General features: G+C 61.9%; 16 protein-coding genes and 2 pseudogenes. 3 read left to right on the top strand and 15 right to left on the bottom strand.

The features are described from left to right. Positions 1-4 precede the first annotated feature (4 nt). From H7847_RS00840 to H7847_RS00795, 10 genes and pseudogenes are all read right to left on the bottom strand, one after another. Positions 5-886, bottom strand: a complete 882-nt coding sequence (locus tag H7847_RS00840) for a lysophospholipid acyltransferase family protein (RefSeq protein WP_227267484.1) — start codon at positions 884-886, stop codon at positions 5-7. Between the two features lie 267 nt (positions 887-1,153). Next, the gene (locus H7847_RS00835; protein ID WP_227267483.1) at positions 1,154-2,386 is read right to left on the bottom strand and encodes a mandelate racemase/muconate lactonizing enzyme family protein; all 1,233 of its coding nucleotides are present in this window, start codon (positions 2,384-2,386) and stop codon (positions 1,154-1,156) included. A 34-nt stretch (positions 2,387-2,420) separates the two neighbouring features. Further along, positions 2,421-3,512, bottom strand: a complete 1,092-nt coding sequence (locus tag H7847_RS00830; protein WP_227267482.1) for a zinc-binding dehydrogenase — start codon at positions 3,510-3,512, stop codon at positions 2,421-2,423. 100 nt (positions 3,513-3,612) lie between these two features. Beyond that, entirely contained in the window at positions 3,613-4,818 is a 1,206-nt protein-coding gene (locus H7847_RS00825; protein ID WP_227267481.1) for a TCR/Tet family MFS transporter, read from the bottom strand. Between the two features lie 105 nt (positions 4,819-4,923). Continuing rightward, positions 4,924-5,358, bottom strand: a pseudogene (locus H7847_RS00820) (adenylosuccinate lyase family protein); the annotation flags it as partial. Between the two features lie 42 nt (positions 5,359-5,400). After that, a pseudogene (locus H7847_RS00815) lies at positions 5,401-6,072 on the bottom strand (alpha/beta fold hydrolase); the annotation flags it as partial. Beyond that, complete coding sequence (gene pcaD, locus H7847_RS00810; protein WP_227267480.1) at positions 6,065-6,868, bottom strand: 3-oxoadipate enol-lactonase; 804 nt, start codon at positions 6,866-6,868, stop codon at positions 6,065-6,067. The pseudogene H7847_RS00815 and the gene pcaD, both read right to left, overlap by 8 nt. Positions 6,869-6,898: 30 nt before the next feature. After that, a complete protein-coding gene (locus H7847_RS00805) occupies positions 6,899-7,885 on the bottom strand; it encodes a threonine ammonia-lyase (protein WP_227267755.1) in 987 nt (328 codons plus the stop codon). Further along, positions 7,882-8,706, bottom strand: coding sequence for an alpha/beta fold hydrolase (locus H7847_RS00800; RefSeq protein WP_227267479.1), 825 nt, complete (start codon positions 8,704-8,706; stop codon positions 7,882-7,884). The genes H7847_RS00805 and H7847_RS00800 overlap by 4 nt, the downstream gene beginning before the upstream one ends. Continuing rightward, positions 8,706-9,392 (bottom strand): haloacid dehalogenase type II, encoded by a 687-nt coding sequence (locus tag H7847_RS00795; RefSeq protein WP_227267478.1) that lies wholly within the window; start codon positions 9,390-9,392, stop codon positions 8,706-8,708. Before H7847_RS00795 ends, H7847_RS00800 begins: the two co-directional genes overlap by 1 nt. A 183-nt stretch (positions 9,393-9,575) precedes the next feature. On the opposite strand from H7847_RS00795, the gene H7847_RS00790 reads away from it, so the two are divergent. Both H7847_RS00790 and H7847_RS00785 read left to right on the top strand, forming a co-directional pair. Then, a complete protein-coding gene (locus H7847_RS00790) occupies positions 9,576-10,010 on the top strand; it encodes an FKBP-type peptidyl-prolyl cis-trans isomerase (RefSeq protein WP_227267477.1) in 435 nt (144 codons plus the stop codon). Positions 10,011-10,167: 157 nt separating this feature from the next. Continuing rightward, positions 10,168-10,674 carry a hypothetical protein gene (locus tag H7847_RS00785; RefSeq protein ID WP_227267476.1) on the top strand — a complete coding sequence of 169 codons (507 nt, stop codon included), beginning with the start codon at positions 10,168-10,170 and terminating at the stop codon, positions 10,672-10,674. 25 nt (positions 10,675-10,699) lie between these two features. Here the strand turns inward: H7847_RS00785 and H7847_RS00780 are convergent, their stop codons facing one another. The 4 genes from H7847_RS00780 to fabA all read right to left on the bottom strand — a co-directional run bounded on the left by H7847_RS00780 (position 10,700) and on the right by fabA (position 13,664). Then, positions 10,700-11,032 (bottom strand): hypothetical protein, encoded by a 333-nt coding sequence (locus H7847_RS00780; protein WP_227267475.1) that lies wholly within the window; start codon positions 11,030-11,032, stop codon positions 10,700-10,702. A gap of 63 nt (positions 11,033-11,095) precedes the next feature. Continuing rightward, positions 11,096-11,887, bottom strand: coding sequence for an enoyl-ACP reductase FabI (locus H7847_RS00775; protein ID WP_227267474.1), 792 nt, complete (start codon positions 11,885-11,887; stop codon positions 11,096-11,098). Between the two features lie 6 nt (positions 11,888-11,893). Then, positions 11,894-13,123 (bottom strand): beta-ketoacyl-ACP synthase I, encoded by a 1,230-nt coding sequence (fabB, locus tag H7847_RS00770; RefSeq protein ID WP_227267473.1) that lies wholly within the window; start codon positions 13,121-13,123, stop codon positions 11,894-11,896. Between the two features lie 31 nt (positions 13,124-13,154). Continuing rightward, positions 13,155-13,664 carry a bifunctional 3-hydroxydecanoyl-ACP dehydratase/trans-2-decenoyl-ACP isomerase gene (gene fabA / locus H7847_RS00765; protein WP_227267472.1) on the bottom strand — a complete coding sequence of 170 codons (510 nt, stop codon included), beginning with the start codon at positions 13,662-13,664 and terminating at the stop codon, positions 13,155-13,157. Between the two features lie 193 nt (positions 13,665-13,857). Here fabA and irr point away from each other — a divergent pair, with 193 nt between their 5' ends. Continuing rightward, the gene (gene irr / locus H7847_RS00760; RefSeq protein ID WP_227267471.1) at positions 13,858-14,277 is read left to right on the top strand and encodes a Fur family transcriptional regulator Irr; all 420 of its coding nucleotides are present in this window, start codon (positions 13,858-13,860) and stop codon (positions 14,275-14,277) included. Between the two features lie 98 nt (positions 14,278-14,375). Here irr and H7847_RS00755 read toward each other — a convergent pair whose 3' ends face one another. After that, positions 14,376-15,245: a hypothetical protein gene (locus H7847_RS00755; RefSeq protein ID WP_227267470.1), complete on the bottom strand. Its 870-nt coding sequence runs from the start codon at positions 15,243-15,245 to the stop codon at positions 14,376-14,378. Positions 15,246-15,323 lie beyond the last annotated feature (78 nt).

Below are 15,323 nucleotides of genomic sequence, written 5' to 3'. Positions count from 1 at the left end.
GAGCCTAAGTCAGGAGCCGTGTCGGCAATGTCTTGATCCATCTGAGTGTCGCTGCATGCGCCTCGGTTGATGGCTCGATCTGAGGATTTCCCGCCTCCAAGGTGGACCGTCTGATGGTTTTTGTGGCCATCTCGGGGTCGGCGGCCAGTGACGCCGGAAAAATCTGCCGACCGATGGTGATCCGGAACGGCTGGCGGGCCTTATTCAGGGTTTCATGGAACAGGGTAATGTCGCGCAGCGTCGGGTGGATCAGGTCAAAGAGATAAAAGATGCCGGAGTTTCGGGCCTGAATGTTGATGGGTACCACGGGCAGTTCGAATTTGCGCGCCAACGTGGCGGCGGAGGTCATCCAGGGCCTCTCATGCAGCGTCAGACCGCGACGCTTTGCAAGCCTGCCGGAGGGGAATATCACTCCCAGCTTTCCGGCCTCGAACGCCTTGCGCGTATAGCGCATCGTCTTTCGGGTCTTGGTGTGGGTCCGCTTTTCATGCCGCCATTCTACCGGGGCGATCACATCATGCATCTGCGGAAGGACGCGCAGGATATCCGAGTTTGCGTAAAAGAAGATATCCGGCCGGATGCGCGACAAGGCATGCCACAGCATGACCCCGTCACCGATCCCCGTCGGGTGATTGGCAACGACAAGGGCAGGGCCGGTGGATGGGATGTTCTCAAGCCCGGTCACATAGACCTTTTTGGCAAGCCGTTTGGCCACGGTATTCATGATGCCCGGTGCTGTTTCACCTGCCAGAGTATCAGCCAGACAGACCGCGTCGTCGTAGCTCAGAACCCTGTCGAGCACAGTGCGTGCGGACCTTGGCAGGAGCCCCGGCGCCATCAGCCATGGCGCACGTTCAGCGATCAATATCTCGATACGCTCTTCCATGCGCGAGAGATATGCATGGAGACACGACAATGCGATGACAGTTTGGCGCAGGAGCGGGGTCAGAGGAGAGGCTTGGCATTGCCACTCGGACCCTTTCCCGCCTCATCACATCACAAGCGATCTGAATTTGTCTTTTTGTTGCAAACCTTAAGCGGAACTCTCAATTGGCACCGCAACGCTCCCGGACCAGTTCCGCGGGCTTCGGTCTCGGCTGTTTCCTGCTCGTTCTGGAGGACCCCGTGGCAAAAAAAAAGCCGTTTTGACGGGCTAGTCCTTGGGTGTGGGGGCCCCGCCCTCGAAGGCATTTCCATGAATGTAGTCGCAGGGGGCCTCGCGCATTTCCAGATGCAGCCCGTCGCCGCGGTAGGGGTGGGCGCGGGCCAGTGCTTCGTCCACCTCGATGCCAAGGCCCGGCGTGTCAGGTGGTGTGATGAACCCACCCTCGACCCGCAGACCGCCTTTGATCAGGGCCTCGTGAAACGGCGTTTCGATGGTTTCGGCCATCAGGAGGTTCGGGATGGACGCCGCCAGGTGTATATTGGCGGCCCATTCCACGGGCCCTGCATAAAGATGCGGGGCCAGCTGCGCGTTGTAGACCTCGGCCATGGCGGCGACTTTCTTCATCTCCCAGATGCCGCCCGCCCGGCCCAGGGCCGGTTGCAGGATACTGGCCGCCCCGGCCCGCAGCACCTGTGCAAACTCGGCCTTGGTGGTCAGGCGCTCGCCTGTGGCCACGGGAAGGCGGACGGCGCGGGCGACCTTGGCCATCTCACTGGCGGCATCGGGGGGGATGGGTTCTTCGAACCACAGCGGGCTATAGGGCTCAAGCGCCTGACCAAGCCGGATCGCCCCCGCCGTGGTGAATTGCCCGTGGGTGCCAAAGAGCAGATCCGCCTTGTCCCCGACCGCCGCGCGGATCGCTTTGCAAAAAGCCACGGAGAGAGAGATGTCGCGCATCGCGGGCATATGCCCGCCCCGCATCGTATAGGGGCCCGCAGGGTCGAATTTAATCGCCGTGTAGCCCTTGCCCACCATCGCCAGGGCGGCTTCGGCGGCCATCTCGGGTGAGGTCCAGAAGGCGCTCGGATCATGATCGGGCAACGGGTAAAGGTAGGTATAGGCACGGATGCGGTCGTTCATCCGGCCGCCCAGCAGTGCATAGACAGGCCGCCCCCGCGCCTTGCCCAGGATGTCCCAGCAGGCGATCTCCAGCCCCGAAAAAGCGCCGATCACCGTTAGGTCAGGGCGCTGGGTAAAGCCGGAGGAATAGACCCGCCGGAACATCAGCTCGATGTTTTCGGGGGTCTCGCCGCGCATGTGCCGGTCGAAGACATCCTCGATCACCGCCCGCATTGCATCCGGGCCGACGGAGGATGCATAGCATTCCCCCCAGCCGGTGATCCCGTCCTCGGTGCTGAGCTTGACCAAAATCCAGTAGCGCCCGCCCCATCCTGGTGCCGGGGGGGCGGTAACGATCACGTCCAGGTCCTTGAGCTTCATGGCTCCTCCGAAAATTTTACGGGTGGGGTCGCAGCTACCGATCAAAGACGATCACATTGCGCCGGGCGGCCCCGGCCTTGGTATCGGCGATGGCCTCGTTGATCTCTTCAAGCTGCCAGCGGCCGGAAATCAGCTCGTCCAGCTTGAGCCGCCCCTGGGTATAAAGATCAACCATCCACGGAATATCCCGCTGGATCACGACATCGCCCATTTTGGAGCCGACCATGCCCTGACCGACCGCCGCCAGCACCACAGGCTCGTAAGTCGCCGTGGCCCCGGAGTGGGGCATGCCGACCATCACCACGGTGCCGCCCCGACCCAGATAGCGCGCTGCTGTATCATAGGCCGGGATCGCCCCCACGGTGACAATGACCGCATCTGCCCCGCGTCCGCCGAGCGCCTTGAAGGCTGTGCGCCAAGGCTTTTCCTGTGTCGCCAGAATAGCGTCCGTTGCGCCAAAATCCCTGGCGGTTTGCAGTTTCGCGTCGCTCATGTCCACAGCCACGATCCGCCGTGCCCCGGCGATGCGCGCGCCTTGAATGGCATTGAGGCCAACACCCCCCGCACCGATCACGACGACGTCCTGACCCGCACGCAGCCGGGCGGCATTCACCACGGCCCCTACGCCCGTGATGACGCCGCAGGCGATCAGGCTGGCGGCGTCTTTGGGAATGTCAGCGCTGATCCGCACGACCTGCTTTTGGTCGACCACGACCTTTTCAGCAAAGGCAGCCGTGGCCATTGCCTGATGCAGCTTGCCGCCCTGCACCGTTGTGATCGGCCCTTTGTCACCATCATAGGGTGTCTCGCATTGCGTCGGTTGACCGCTTGCACAGCTGCAACAGGTGCCGCAGGCGCGGATCAGCGTCACGACAACACTGTCGCCAACCGCAAGACCCGCCACACCGGACCCAAGGGCAGAGACACGCCCCGCGGCCTCATGCCCGTAGACGGCGGGCAACGATCCGCCCCAGGCCCCGTCGGCGTAGGAGATATCCGAATGGCAGATCGCCACGGCATCCAGTGTGACTTCGATCTCGCCCCGCTCCGGCGCGCGGATCTGGATATCTTCGATGCGGAGGGGCGCCCCGAATGCGTGGCATACTGCGGCTTTGATCGTCTGCATGGTGGTAAGGTCTTTCCTGTGCGGTCACGGGTCCTGCCTAAGCGTTAGCGGAGCTGCCGTCATGCGCAAGTCATAACGCGACAGATTGGCCTCAAAGCCGTCAGGAAAACGACCTTGCGGGTCTGCGGATCAGAAAGACAAGCAGGCCGACCACGATCAGTCCTGCGGATAAAACGAAGGGGGCTCCCGGAAAGTAAAGTCTCGCATCCGCACCGGTAAAGGTTGCGAATGTGCCTGTCATCAGCAGCGGAGAGAGGATCATCGCCAGCGCGCCAAGCGAGGTCAGCGCGCCTTGCAGCTCTCCCTGGGCATCCGGGCCGACAGCCCTGGACATGATGCCCTGCAAGGCGGGCGTGATCACTGCCGCCAGTGCCGCAAGCGGCGTGAGGATCAGGGCCAGCCCGCCGCTGGTCACGAAGGCCAGCGCCAGAAAGGCGCAAATGTCAAAGAGGTGACCGTAAAGCACGGTGCCCCGTTCGCCCAACAGCCGCATGACTGGTCGGATCAGACCGCCCTGCACGATGGCCATCATGATGCCGAAAAGCGCTAGGCTCAGCCCAATCGTCGAGGGCTCCCAGCCAAAGCGCTCCTTGCCGAAAAACGACCAGATGGCCGGATAGACCGCAAAGGCCACCTGATAGAGGAAAAACACCACGAGAAGCGGCGCGATGCCGGGCAGGGCCGCCAGATGCCGAAAGCTGCCCAGCGGGTTGGCACGCCGCCATGAGAACCGACGGCGCTTTTCAACAGGCAAGGTCTCTTTCAGAACGAAATAGCCAAAGATGGCGTTTAACCCGGCAAGCGTTGCGGCGGCATAAAACGGCGCGCGGGTGCCGAACTCTGCCAGCAGCCCGCCAATCAGCGGCCCCAGCACAAAGCCTATGCCAAAGGCCGCGCCGATCAGGCCAAAGTTGGCGGCGCGGTCTTCCGGGGCTGAGATATCCGCCATATAGGCGTTTGCGGTGCCCTGGGTCGCGGCGGTGATCCCGCCAACGAGGCGGCCCAGCAAGAGCAGCCAGATGCTGCCCGCGACGGCCATCACCAGATAATCAAGCGCCATCACCACCAGCGATATCAGCAGCACCGGCCTGCGTCCGAACCGGTCAGACAGCCCGCCGATTACTGGGCCAAATAGGAACTGCATCACTGCAAAGGCCGTTGCCAGAACGCCTCCCCAAAGGGCGGCAGTGCTGAGATCCCCGGCCCCCACCTCCTGGAAGAGATCGGGCATCACCGGGATGATGAGGCCAATGCCCATCGCGTCGATCATCATGGTGATGAGGATAAAAACGACCGCCGGGCGCATCCGCTAGAGCGCCCGGACACGGGCCACGAACCGCCGCGCATTCTGAGGGGCGTGACCAAGCTGTGCGTGCAGGTCAAAGAGGTTGTCGGGCAGGGTCGGATACTCTGTCTTGGCCTGATCGGCCAGCTTGCCCAACAGCGCCGTGAGCGCCGTCTCGGCCAGCGCGAGGAGCTGCCGAAGGCGCAGCATCAACCCGGTGTCGATAATGTCCTGGGAGGTCGCGCCCCAGTGAACGTATTGGGCGTGCTCCGGCGCGTTCATTTCCTTGCGGAAAGTCGCGACAAGTCCTGGCACGCTGACCCCGTTCCAACCGGTTTCGGATGCGATCGCACCGGGGTCGATCTGAATCTCCAGCGTGGCCCGGTGGATCGCTGCCGCGCTGATCTGAGGGATCACGCCGGCCTCACCCTGCACCTTGGCCAAAGCCCCCTCGACCAACAGCATGGCGCGCAGCGCGGCACTGTCTGAAAACAACCGACCCGCTTCCCCCGTTGGAAAGAGTTTTGCATAAAGTGGGCTGTCAAAAACGCTGGCTGCCATGGGCCATCCTGTTATCGCCTGATCGAGGCGTCTGGCAAGGCCGTCGGGAGCGGCGAAAAACGGTGAATGCCCGCAGCCCATTTCCTGCACCTCCTTTTCGGGCCAGTCCGCAGTCATGGTGACCTGAAACGCGGGCGGGATCGTCCGGTCCTCAAGGCACCGGATGTAGCGCCGGGGGATGGTGGCGATCCGCGCCAGGTTGTGCAGCGCCGTCTCGGTGGGCGCGATGGGCTGGGGGCAGAGCCGGGGCAGGGCGAAGGCGACATGCTCCGGCGTGCAGTCGTGATAGAAAATACCCGGTGCCAGTGCCGGATCAACCGTAAAGCTGTGCCCGTCCGCTGCCTTCCGGATGGCCGGGAGCAGCGGTTGCGTGGGCGCTTTTCCACGCATCTGGGCCAGGGTGACACCGTCTTGCGGCACGTAGGCGCACAGATAGACAAGCCGGGTGATCTGATCCGGGACCAGAAGGGCCGCAGCCGTGATGGCATAGCCGCCCATCGAATGGCCGACCAGAACCGTCTGGTCCGCACAGGCGACCGCAATGGCCTGTGCATAAGCCTCCAGCGTCACCTGGCCTATGGGCGTTTGATCCGCGCCGTGCCCCGGCAGATCCAGCACGCGCACCCGGTGGCCCCGGGCGGTGAGGCGGGGGACCACCTCGTACCAGCACCACGCGCCGTGGCAGGAGCCATGGACCAGCAGGATGTCAGCCACGGCCGCCCCCGATATGACCCATGCCGGTCAGAAAGTCGGTCAGCACACGGGCGTATTCCTCGGGCTGCTCGACGCAGGGCAGATGCCCGGCCTTGCGGATCAGGTGGAACTGGCTGCCGGGGATCAGATCAACGGTTTCACGCACCAGATCGGGCGGGGTCGAGCCATCTTCGGCCCCCGCGATGCCCAGCGTGGGCAGGCGCAACCCGCTGGTGGGCGTGTAGAAGTCGGTGCCGGAGATGGCCGCCGAGCAGCCGATGTAGCCTTCGTCTTCCTGCCGGGTCAGCATGTTGCGCCAGAGCTCCAACGCAGGCGTGGCACGGAAGGCGGCAGAAAACCACCGCTCCATCACCGCATCGGCCAGTTTTTCGATCCCGCCGCTCTGCACCTCTGCGATGCGCGCTTCCCAAAGCGCGGGGGTGCCGATCTTGGCCGCCGTGTTGGACAGTACCATCGCGCGGATCAGGTCCAGCCGCTTCACCGCCAGGCCCTGTGCGATCATGCCCCCGATGGACAGGCCCACGAAAACGCAGTTTTTAACCTCCAGATAGTCCAGCAGTTTTTCGGCATCGCTGACCAGGGTGCCCATCCCGTAAGGGCTTGGCGGGCAGGTGGACAGCCCATGGCCGCGTTTGTCGAACCGGATGATCCGCAGGCCTTCCGGCAGGAGCGGCATGATCGGATCCCAAAGGCGCAGATCCGTGCCCAGCGAGTTGGCAAAGACAACGATGGGCCCCTCTTGAGGTCCCTCATCCCGGTAGTGCAGTGCGATACCGTCAAAGCGGGCGATTTTCATCAGGCGGTTCCTTTTCAGCGGAGCTATTCGTCAGGCGTGGTCCGCACCGAAACGGCTCAGCGCCATCTGAAAGACCTCCGCATCGACGTTACCGCCAGAGATGGTAACGATCACATCTTCGGTTTCAAACGCCTGAGCCTGAAACAGGGCGGCGGCCAGCGCCACGGCACCTCCCGGTTCGGCCACGACTTTGAGCATGTTGAAGGCCACCGCCATGGCGTGCAGGGCCTCATCATCGGTGACTACCAGACCGGGCCCGGCCAACCGTTGGAGAATGGGGAAGGTCAGCTCCCCCGGCGTGGGCGAAATGATCGCGTCACACAGACTGCCCGAGGTCGCCGCATTGCTGAGCCGCGTGCCTGACCTGAGCGAGCGGGCCATGTCGTCGAAATGCGCAGGCTCCGCCGGGCGGACCCGCAGACCGGGGGCCTCCGCTTCCAGTGCGAGGGCGATGCCGGAGGCAAAGCCGCCACCGCCGCAACATACCACCACATCGGCCTGCGCGATCCCGGCTGCCGCTGCCGCCTGCGCAATCTCCAGCCCCGTGGTGCCCTGGCCTGCGATCACTTGGGCATTGTCGAAGGGCCTGATCAGCGTCAGCCCCCTTTCCTCCGCGAGACCGGCACCGATGGCCTCGCGGTCCTCCCCCGCCACCCGGTTGTAGAGCACCACCTCCGCGCCCAAAGCACGGGTGTTGCCGATCTTGATGCGGGGGGCGTCCGCTGGCATGATGATGACCGCAGGGGCCCCGACCTGCCGGGCCGCCAGGGCGACCCCCTGCGCATGGTTGCCGCTGGAATAAGCGAGAATTCCCTTTGCGCGGTTTTCAGGCGCAAGCGCCGAGATCGCGGACAGTGCCCCACGGTACTTGAAACTCCCGGTGTGTTGCAGGCACTCGGCCTTGACCCAGACCCGCCGGCCTGCAAGCTCATCGAGAAAAGGCGAATGAAAAAGGGGTGTGTGCCGGATGTGCCCCTCAAGCCGCCGCGCTGCGGCGCGTATCATATCGATGTTCATTTCATCAACTCGACCCATGTCTGCAACGCCGCCACGGCTTCAGGCTCGTCCAGAAAGGGGACATGGCCGCGACCGACCGCAACAGCCGATATCATGTCGGGGCGGCATTCCTGCATCTGGGCAAGTGTTTCGCGGGTCAGCAGATCGGAGTTCTCGCCGCGGATGGTGGCCAGCGGCAGCCCCTTCATGGCATCAAAGAACGGCCAAAGATCCGGGGCAGCCTGTGCGCCCTGCTCTTCGACCGCAGAGCGCAGTTTGGGGTCATAGGTGATATCAAGGCCGTCATCGTTTCTGACGTAGTGTTTGACGGCCTCTTCCATCCACCGCGAAAAAGGCACATCCACGAAACCGTTCAGGCCCCGTTCGAGCGCGCGTGCGGCTTGGACGTGGTTTGCCGCGCCGGGTTTGCGCCCCAGATACCCCATGATAAAGCTGAGCCCCTTGGGATCGATCACCGGGCCGATATCATTGAGGGCCACCCCGATCAGCCTTTCTCTGGCCCCCATTGCAATCCCCATGGCCAGCAATCCACCGCGTGAGGTGCCCAGGATCGCCACCCGGTCCAGCTTGAGATGATCCAGAAGCTCCAGGACATCTCGGGCCTCAACACTCAGATTGTAGTTCTGCCAGGTTTGGTCCCAGTCCGACTTGCCCCTGCCGCGATAATCGAGCTTGATAAGCCTGCACCTTGCCAGATGTGGCGTGATGTAGTCGAAATCGGCCGTGGTACGGGTCAACCCTGGCAAACACAGGATCGGGATGCCCGATCCATCGTCCGTATAATACAGCGATAACCCGTCTGATGTGGTGAAATGCGCCACTATCCGCCTGCCAGTTCAGGAACTTTTTGCAGATCGGAGAGGCTGTGTGACGGTCTCCAGGGGAGCCTGTCTGGCGGGTCTCCCGCGCGATTGACCCAGACCGTTTCAAACCCGTAGCCGGTTGCGCATGCCGCATCCCATCCGTTTGACGACACAAACAGTACCTCCTCTTTTTCGCATCCAAAGCGTTTGCTCACCAGATCGTAGACCTGCGGCGCGGGTTTGAACACGCCAACCGTTTCAACGGAGAGGGTGTCATCCAGCACGTCCTCGATCCCGGCGGAGCGCACTGCCCCCTCCAGCATCTGCGGAGAGCCGTTGGACAGGATGGCAGTCTTCATACCCATCTGCTTGAGACTATGGAGCATTTCCGGCACTTCGGGATAGCTTTGCAGCTCCCAATACAGCGCCAGCAGTCTTTCACGCAGGGCCGCATCCTGCCCGACCCCCTGTTTCTGCATGGCCCAGTCGAGGCCCTCTTGGGTCACCGTCCAGAAATCCTCATGCGCGCCGACGACCGCGCGCAGCCAGGTATACTGCAGTTGTTTTTGTCGCCAGTGTTCCGCAAGGACAGGCCAACTGTCGGCGATCGCGGCAAATTCAGGCTCCGCCGCGGCCTGACGCGCGGCGGCGGAAACATCGAAAAGCGTCCCGTACGCGTCAAAAATACAAGTGGTGATAGGCATCTGCATCGTCCTCCCACGGATCTGCTGCGCAGAGTGTCATGCCACAGGGTGAGGGAAAAGGGCGAAATGACCGTCTTTTCGGGTTTACTCGCCCTGTTATCGCGGGCAGTCTTGGGCCCAAGACGAAGAACCCGCCGATACGCGGCCTTCAACATCCCTTTTCTCAACATGATTGGATAGAGAATGACCCAGGTCAAGACGGGCGATACAGTTGCCATCCACTACACCGGTACCTTGCTGGACGGGACCACGTTTGACAGCTCCGAAGGTCGTGACCCGCTGGAATTCGTTGTCGGGTCTGGGCAGATTATTCCCGGGCTTGATGTTGCCCTGCCGGGGATGGCTGTCGGGGACAAAAAGAAGGTTCAGATCGCCTGCGATCAGGCCTATGGACCTGTGAACCCCGAGATGCGGCAGGCCGTGCCACGCGAGGGCATCCCGGACGACATCCCGCTCGAAATCGGCGTGCCGTTGCAGGTGCAGACGCCGGAAGGGCAGGCGATGAAGGTGATGGTCGTCGATGTCGATGAGGCAACGGTCACCTTGGATGGCAACCACCCCCTGGCAGGCAAGGACCTGACCTTTGACATCGAACTCATGCGCGTTGACGCTGCTTGACCCGTGCTTGGTTAACAGGTCGGTCAGATGTATTAATCAAGATACGGGCAAGCTGTTGAAATCTGGACTGCGCGTTTTTACAACCATGCATGTGAAAATACTATGAACCGCCATCGGATCAGAAGGTCCTCTACCTCACTTTTGAGCAGAGACCGCCATGACCCGAAACCGCATCCCAGACGATACCTCCCGCCCCGTTAATCCATTGCAGTTTGTGGCATTGAACGCCCTTGCGACACTTGGAGTGGTGGCAGGACTAAAGCTTGCCGGAATGAGCTGGGCCGGTGCCCTTGTGGCCGGGTGGGTTGGGGGCAGTTTACTAACGCTCGCGGGGAGCTTTCTGGCTGTCACCATTTGTGAACGTCGCAGATCGTTGAGATCAGCAAACCTTAACCCGGCGGCCCAGGCAGAGAGTTTTTCAGCCCCCGCTTTGGTGCCTTCTGAAATCTCTGATCCGATGCAGGTCTGGGCCATCGACCAGCAGATCGAGCAGGGGTTTGCCAGAAAACGCAGCGCTGGTGCTGGCGGCGAAAGGCAGACGGACCGGGGCGATGTCCAGGTCATGCCAGAGAACGGATTGCCTGCCGGGGCGGAAGTGTCTGAGCTGAGCGATGCGGAGCACTGTCGCTCGCAGCGGCAGCGCGCGTCAACCAAAGCATGTTAAGTCAGGCGGTCCTGCCGTCTCACGTTCAGTTGCGATTGATCGGAACGACCGACGGGGGTAGCGATGTCGAGGCCGTGACGCGGCCTTCCACGTCTGCCGCGTCGACCGTGTCTTCCGTTGCCGGGGCGGGTCCCAGGATATTTTCAAGCGGTGTATCCACGAGATAGCTTGCGGCAATTGGTCGGATCTCCTCCAGACCTTGCACCAGTTGAGGACCGACGACCGGGTCCGACCAGAGGCCGGTTGCCAGCACAAACACTGTGACAGGCATCAGCAGACGCGCGTAAAGACGAGCGCTGGATGCGCGTTGCCGGTAGGCCACCTGGCGAAGGTCGCGTCTGCTGATCGGTTTCCTCATACGGCAAGCGTGCCGCGTCAATGCGGCACGATTAGGGCGGAACTGTGCAGGCGTCGCGACCGCCTAGAGGTTTTCGCCCTGCGGCATGCCGAGGATGTGGTAGCCGCCATCAACGCGGATGATCTCACCCGTGGTGCAGGCCCCCGCATCAGAGGCGAGATAGACTGCCGTACCGCCAACCGCTTCCAGTGTTGCATTCGACCGCAGGGGGGCGTTTTGATCGGTGTGTTTATAGGTCTTGCGCGCGCCGCCGATTGCCGCCCCGGCCAGCGTTTTCATCGGGCCGGGCGAGATCGCATTGACCCGGATGCCTTCCGGCCCGAGGTCATTGGCCAGATAACGCGTCGCACTTTCCAGCGCTGCCTTGGCCACGCCCATGACGTTGTAATTCGGCACAACGCTGTTGCTGCCCTGATAGGTCAGGGTCATCAGCGTGCCGCCGTTCTCCACCATCAAGGGATGCGACCGGCGCGCCACTTCGACAAAGGAATAGGCGCTGATATCCATCGTCTGCTTGAAATTGTCGCGGCTGGTGTTGAGGAACCGACCGGTCAATTCTGTCTTGTCGGAAAACGCAATCGCGTGCACCACAAAATCAATCGTCGGCCAGCGCGCGCCCAGTTGCGCAAAAGCCGCATCGAGCGAGGCGTCATCGGTGACATCCACATCCACCCTGAAATCTGATCCGACCGAGGCTGCCAACGGGGCGAGCCGTGACCCGAACGCCTCTCCTTGGTAGGTAAAGGCGAGCTCGGCCCCGGCCGCCGCCATGGCTTTTGCAATGCCCCACGCGATGGAGCGTTCATTGGCCACCCCCATGACCAGCCCGCGTTTTCCTTGCAACACTCCCGACATACTCAACTACCCCATATACCTGGACAGGATCATCGACCCATTGGTCCCGCCAAACCCAAAAGAATTGGTCATAACGCTGTCAAGCCCGGCCCCTTCGATCAGCGATGTCGCGATTTCCCCCTCCTTGAACGCAGGGTCGAGGGTGTCGACATTGATGGAGGGCGTGATGAAGTCATGCTGCAACATCAAAAGGCAATAGATCGCCTCCTGCGCCCCGGCGGCCCCCTGGCTGTGCCCGGTCATGGATTTGGTGGAGCTGACAGGCGGTTGCCGCTTGCCCTGAAAACTGCGCCGGACGGCCTCGATTTCCGGCTGGTCCCCGGCCGGGGTCGAAGTGCCATGGGCGTTGATGTAGTCGACCGACCGCCCCTCGGGCAGCGTGGCCAGCGCCAGACCCATCGCCCGTTCCGCGCCTTCGCCTGAAGGTGCCACCATATCGGCCCCATCGGAGGTGGCCGCAAAGCCGGTCACTTCGGCGTAAATCTTTGCGCGGCGGGCCAAAGCGTGCTCCAGCTCTTCCAGCACGAGAATGCCGCCCCCGCCTGAGATCACGAAGCCATCGCGGTCCGCGTCAAAGGCGCGGCTCGCCTGCTCGGGCGTATCATTGTATTTGCTGCTCATGGCGCCCATGGCGTCAAAAAGGCACGACAGCGTCCAGTCCAGCTCCTCCCCGCCCCCGGCAAACATCACATCCTGCTTGCCCATCATGATCTGCTCTGCCGCATTGCCGATGCAGTGCAGCGACGTCGAACAGGCGGAGGTGATGGAATAGTTGATGCCCTTGATCTTGTAGGCCGTGCTCAGATTGGCGCTGACGGTCGAAGACATGCATTTAGGCACCGCGAAGGGGCCGATACGCTTGGTGGCGCCGGTCTTGGCCACCACATTATGCGCCGTCAGCATTGCGCTGGTGGATGGCCCGCCAGAGCCTGCCACCAGGCCGGTGCGCGGGTTCGATATCGTGGCCTCGTCCAAGCCTGCGTCCGCAATGGCCTGGCCCATGGCGATATGGGCGTAGGCGGCCCCCGGTCCCATGAACCGCAGCGTCCGTTTGTCCACATGCTCGGTCACGTCCAGCTTCAGGCTGCCGGCAATCTGGCTGCGGAACCCGTGCTCGGCCATTTCAGGGTTCGCCACGATCCCGCTTTTGCCCGCTTTGAGGGCGGCGAGGACCTCTGTGGCGTTGTTTCCGATGGATGAGACGATGCCCAGACCTGTCACGACGACGCGGCGCATGGCGCACTCCTTTATTCCCGGTGGGTTTGCCTCAGTTTTCTGAGAGCGCAACCTTCATATCTGTCACTTGATAGATGGTTTCCCCATCTGCCTCCACACGGCCATTGGCCACCCCCATTGTCAAGCGGCGGGTTTGGATCGCTTTGGTGAAATCCACAAAGTAGGTCAGCATTTTCCGGTCGGGCCGGACCATACCCGTCAGTTTCACCTCGCCCACGCCCAAGGCGTACCCGCGGCCCTGCCAGCCGCGCCAGCCCAGATTGAACCCGGTCAGCTGCCACAGACCGTCCAACCCAAGACAGCCGGGCATGATGGGATTGCCTGGAAAATGGCAGTCGAAAAACCACAGATCTGGCGTGATATCGAACTCTGCCACCACATGGCCCTTGCCATGCTCGCCGCCGTCTTCGGAGATGTCGGTGATCCGGTCCATCATCAGCATTGGCGGCTCGGGCAACTGCGCGTTACCGGGGCCAAAGAGCTCGCCTCGGGCGCACTTCAGCAGGCCTTCCTTGTCAAAACTTGTGGGGTATTGGGCCATTCTGGCGCGTCTCCTGCTCGGCATCTTTTAAGGTCGAACTCCTCTAGCACCGTGTCGCCACGTCCTGCAAGGGTGCGCTGAATGCGCGCAGTCGGGGCAATCTGGACCCACTTGGCCTGCCGGGATCAGGTTTCCAATTGAAAACGGTTCGCGAAATCCTTTATATAGATACAAGTTTGCAGATGAGGCTTTCATGACCAACGCGCAACATGAACGGGGAATGGCCTGGCTGGCAACGGCTGATCTGCGCCCGACCCGTCAAAGAGTGACGCTGGCGGCGTTGTTGATCGGTGACGGAAATCATCGTCACGTGACCGCAGAGAGCCTTTTCGAGGCCGCCAAGTCGCAGGGCGAAGCCGTATCACTTGCGACCGTCTACAACACGCTGCGTGCGTTTTGTGACGTTGGTCTGGTGCAGGAGGTGACAGTCGATGGCTCCAAGAGCTACTTTGACACGAACACGCACGATCACCCGCATTTTTATTGGGAAGAAGATGCGACACTGACCGATGCACCTTCTGATCAGTTGATCATTTCCCAGTTGCCCGACGCGCCGGAGGGGGCGGAGATCGCCTCCGTCGATGTCGTGATCCGGCTGCGTAGCACGAGCTGAACTGACCATCCCCCCCGGCCACGGCATGACAGACACTCAGCGACCGCGCGAAGACCGGTGGCAGATCATCTTTCGTCAGCCCACAGGCTCGGCAAGGCTCAGAACCACTGGCCGGGCTCCATCAGACCCAGATCCAGCAATTGCCGTGAGTGCCATTCGAAGGCTTCGGAATTGTGCCATTTGAAGGTCGTGATCGCCTGCGCGCTGCCGGGGTTGCTTTTCAGCGCCTTCGCGGTTCGGAAAGAGCAGATCGCTGTGGTCAGGTTGTGATGCCAGGGGCAGGCATAGGTGTTGTATTCCTCGTCTGACAGCGTGTGATCGCTGCGCAGCATTAGTCCGGGTTTGGCGCGAAAAAGGCTGATCCGGTCAATTTTCCGACGTGTGTAGGGAACGTGCTCTTCGAAACGCCAGCGCAGCCCGCCGTAAAAATCAAGCTGCCGGTCTTTTGGGCGGTCGTTGTCCTGCGCATCCGTGCGCGCCAGGGCATAATAGCCCGACCGGTCGAGATGCGCGCGTTCAAGCGATACCGCATCCGGAAACAGCGAGAGATCATCGGCATAGAGATCGACCACATAGCTCAACATCGCCTCTCGCCGTTCTTCTGCATGAAAGGTCAGCATTTCGCTGACGCTGCGCGTTTCGCAAAAGGGGAAAAAAAGATATTCGGCGTTAAAGCAGTAATAGATCCACTGACCCGGTGCGGCGGCAATGATGCTGTTGACGGCCGTTTCAACAGCCCCGTCAGCGCTCGTGTCATAATCGATCCGGTGCACGGCGGCGGCGATGTCCTGCGGCAGATCAAAGCGGGCCGGCATCAGCGCCAGAATGGTGGCAAACCCTGCCTTTTCGTGGTGGCGCAGGGTTGTGGCAACCTCCACGTCGTCTTCGACAAGAACGATGGCGATGGGGCCTTCTGACAGGGCGCTGCCCGCGGTTTTCACAAAGTCGCCGAGGCTTTTTGAGCGCATCCGTTTCTCCGCTGTTTTAACCTGCGCAGCGTCGGGTAATTGCAGGCGCATTGCAAGCCCTGCGTGCGGCTGATACTC

The organism is Roseobacter weihaiensis (assembly GCF_020622345.1).
In the GTDB taxonomy this organism is placed as follows: domain Bacteria; phylum Pseudomonadota; class Alphaproteobacteria; order Rhodobacterales; family Rhodobacteraceae; genus Roseobacter; species Roseobacter weihaiensis.
The sequence above is the reverse complement of the archived record's forward strand: the minus strand, read 5'-3'. Positions and strand labels throughout refer to the sequence as shown.

Excerpts from the sequence above, each read along its gene's own strand:
- H7847_RS00840 (WP_227267484.1), bottom strand. The coding sequence starts at position 886 with ATGGAAGAGCGTATCGAGATATTGATCGCTGAACGTGCGCCATGGCTG.
- H7847_RS00835 (WP_227267483.1), bottom strand. The coding sequence starts at position 2,386 with ATGAAGCTCAAGGACCTGGACGTGATCGTTACCGCCCCCCCGGCACCA.
- H7847_RS00830 (WP_227267482.1), bottom strand. The coding sequence starts at position 3,512 with ATGCAGACGATCAAAGCCGCAGTATGCCACGCATTCGGGGCGCCCCTC.
- H7847_RS00825 (WP_227267481.1), bottom strand. The coding sequence starts at position 4,818 with ATGCGCCCGGCGGTCGTTTTTATCCTCATCACCATGATGATCGACGCG.
- pcaD (WP_227267480.1), bottom strand. The coding sequence starts at position 6,868 with ATGAAAATCGCCCGCTTTGACGGTATCGCACTGCACTACCGGGATGAG.
- H7847_RS00805 (WP_227267755.1), bottom strand. The coding sequence starts at position 7,885 with ATGAACATCGATATGATACGCGCCGCAGCGCGGCGGCTTGAGGGGCAC.
- H7847_RS00795 (WP_227267478.1), bottom strand. The coding sequence starts at position 9,392 with ATGCCTATCACCACTTGTATTTTTGACGCGTACGGGACGCTTTTCGAT.
- H7847_RS00790 (WP_227267477.1), top strand. The coding sequence starts at position 9,576 with ATGACCCAGGTCAAGACGGGCGATACAGTTGCCATCCACTACACCGGT.
- H7847_RS00785 (WP_227267476.1), top strand. The coding sequence starts at position 10,168 with ATGACCCGAAACCGCATCCCAGACGATACCTCCCGCCCCGTTAATCCA.
- H7847_RS00780 (WP_227267475.1), bottom strand. The coding sequence starts at position 11,032 with ATGAGGAAACCGATCAGCAGACGCGACCTTCGCCAGGTGGCCTACCGG.
- H7847_RS00775 (WP_227267474.1), bottom strand. The coding sequence starts at position 11,887 with ATGTCGGGAGTGTTGCAAGGAAAACGCGGGCTGGTCATGGGGGTGGCC.
- fabB (WP_227267473.1), bottom strand. The coding sequence starts at position 13,123 with ATGCGCCGCGTCGTCGTGACAGGTCTGGGCATCGTCTCATCCATCGGA.
- fabA (WP_227267472.1), bottom strand. The coding sequence starts at position 13,664 with ATGGCCCAATACCCCACAAGTTTTGACAAGGAAGGCCTGCTGAAGTGC.
- irr (WP_227267471.1), top strand. The coding sequence starts at position 13,858 with ATGACCAACGCGCAACATGAACGGGGAATGGCCTGGCTGGCAACGGCT.
- H7847_RS00755 (WP_227267470.1), bottom strand. The coding sequence starts at position 15,245 with ATGCGCTCAAAAAGCCTCGGCGACTTTGTGAAAACCGCGGGCAGCGCC.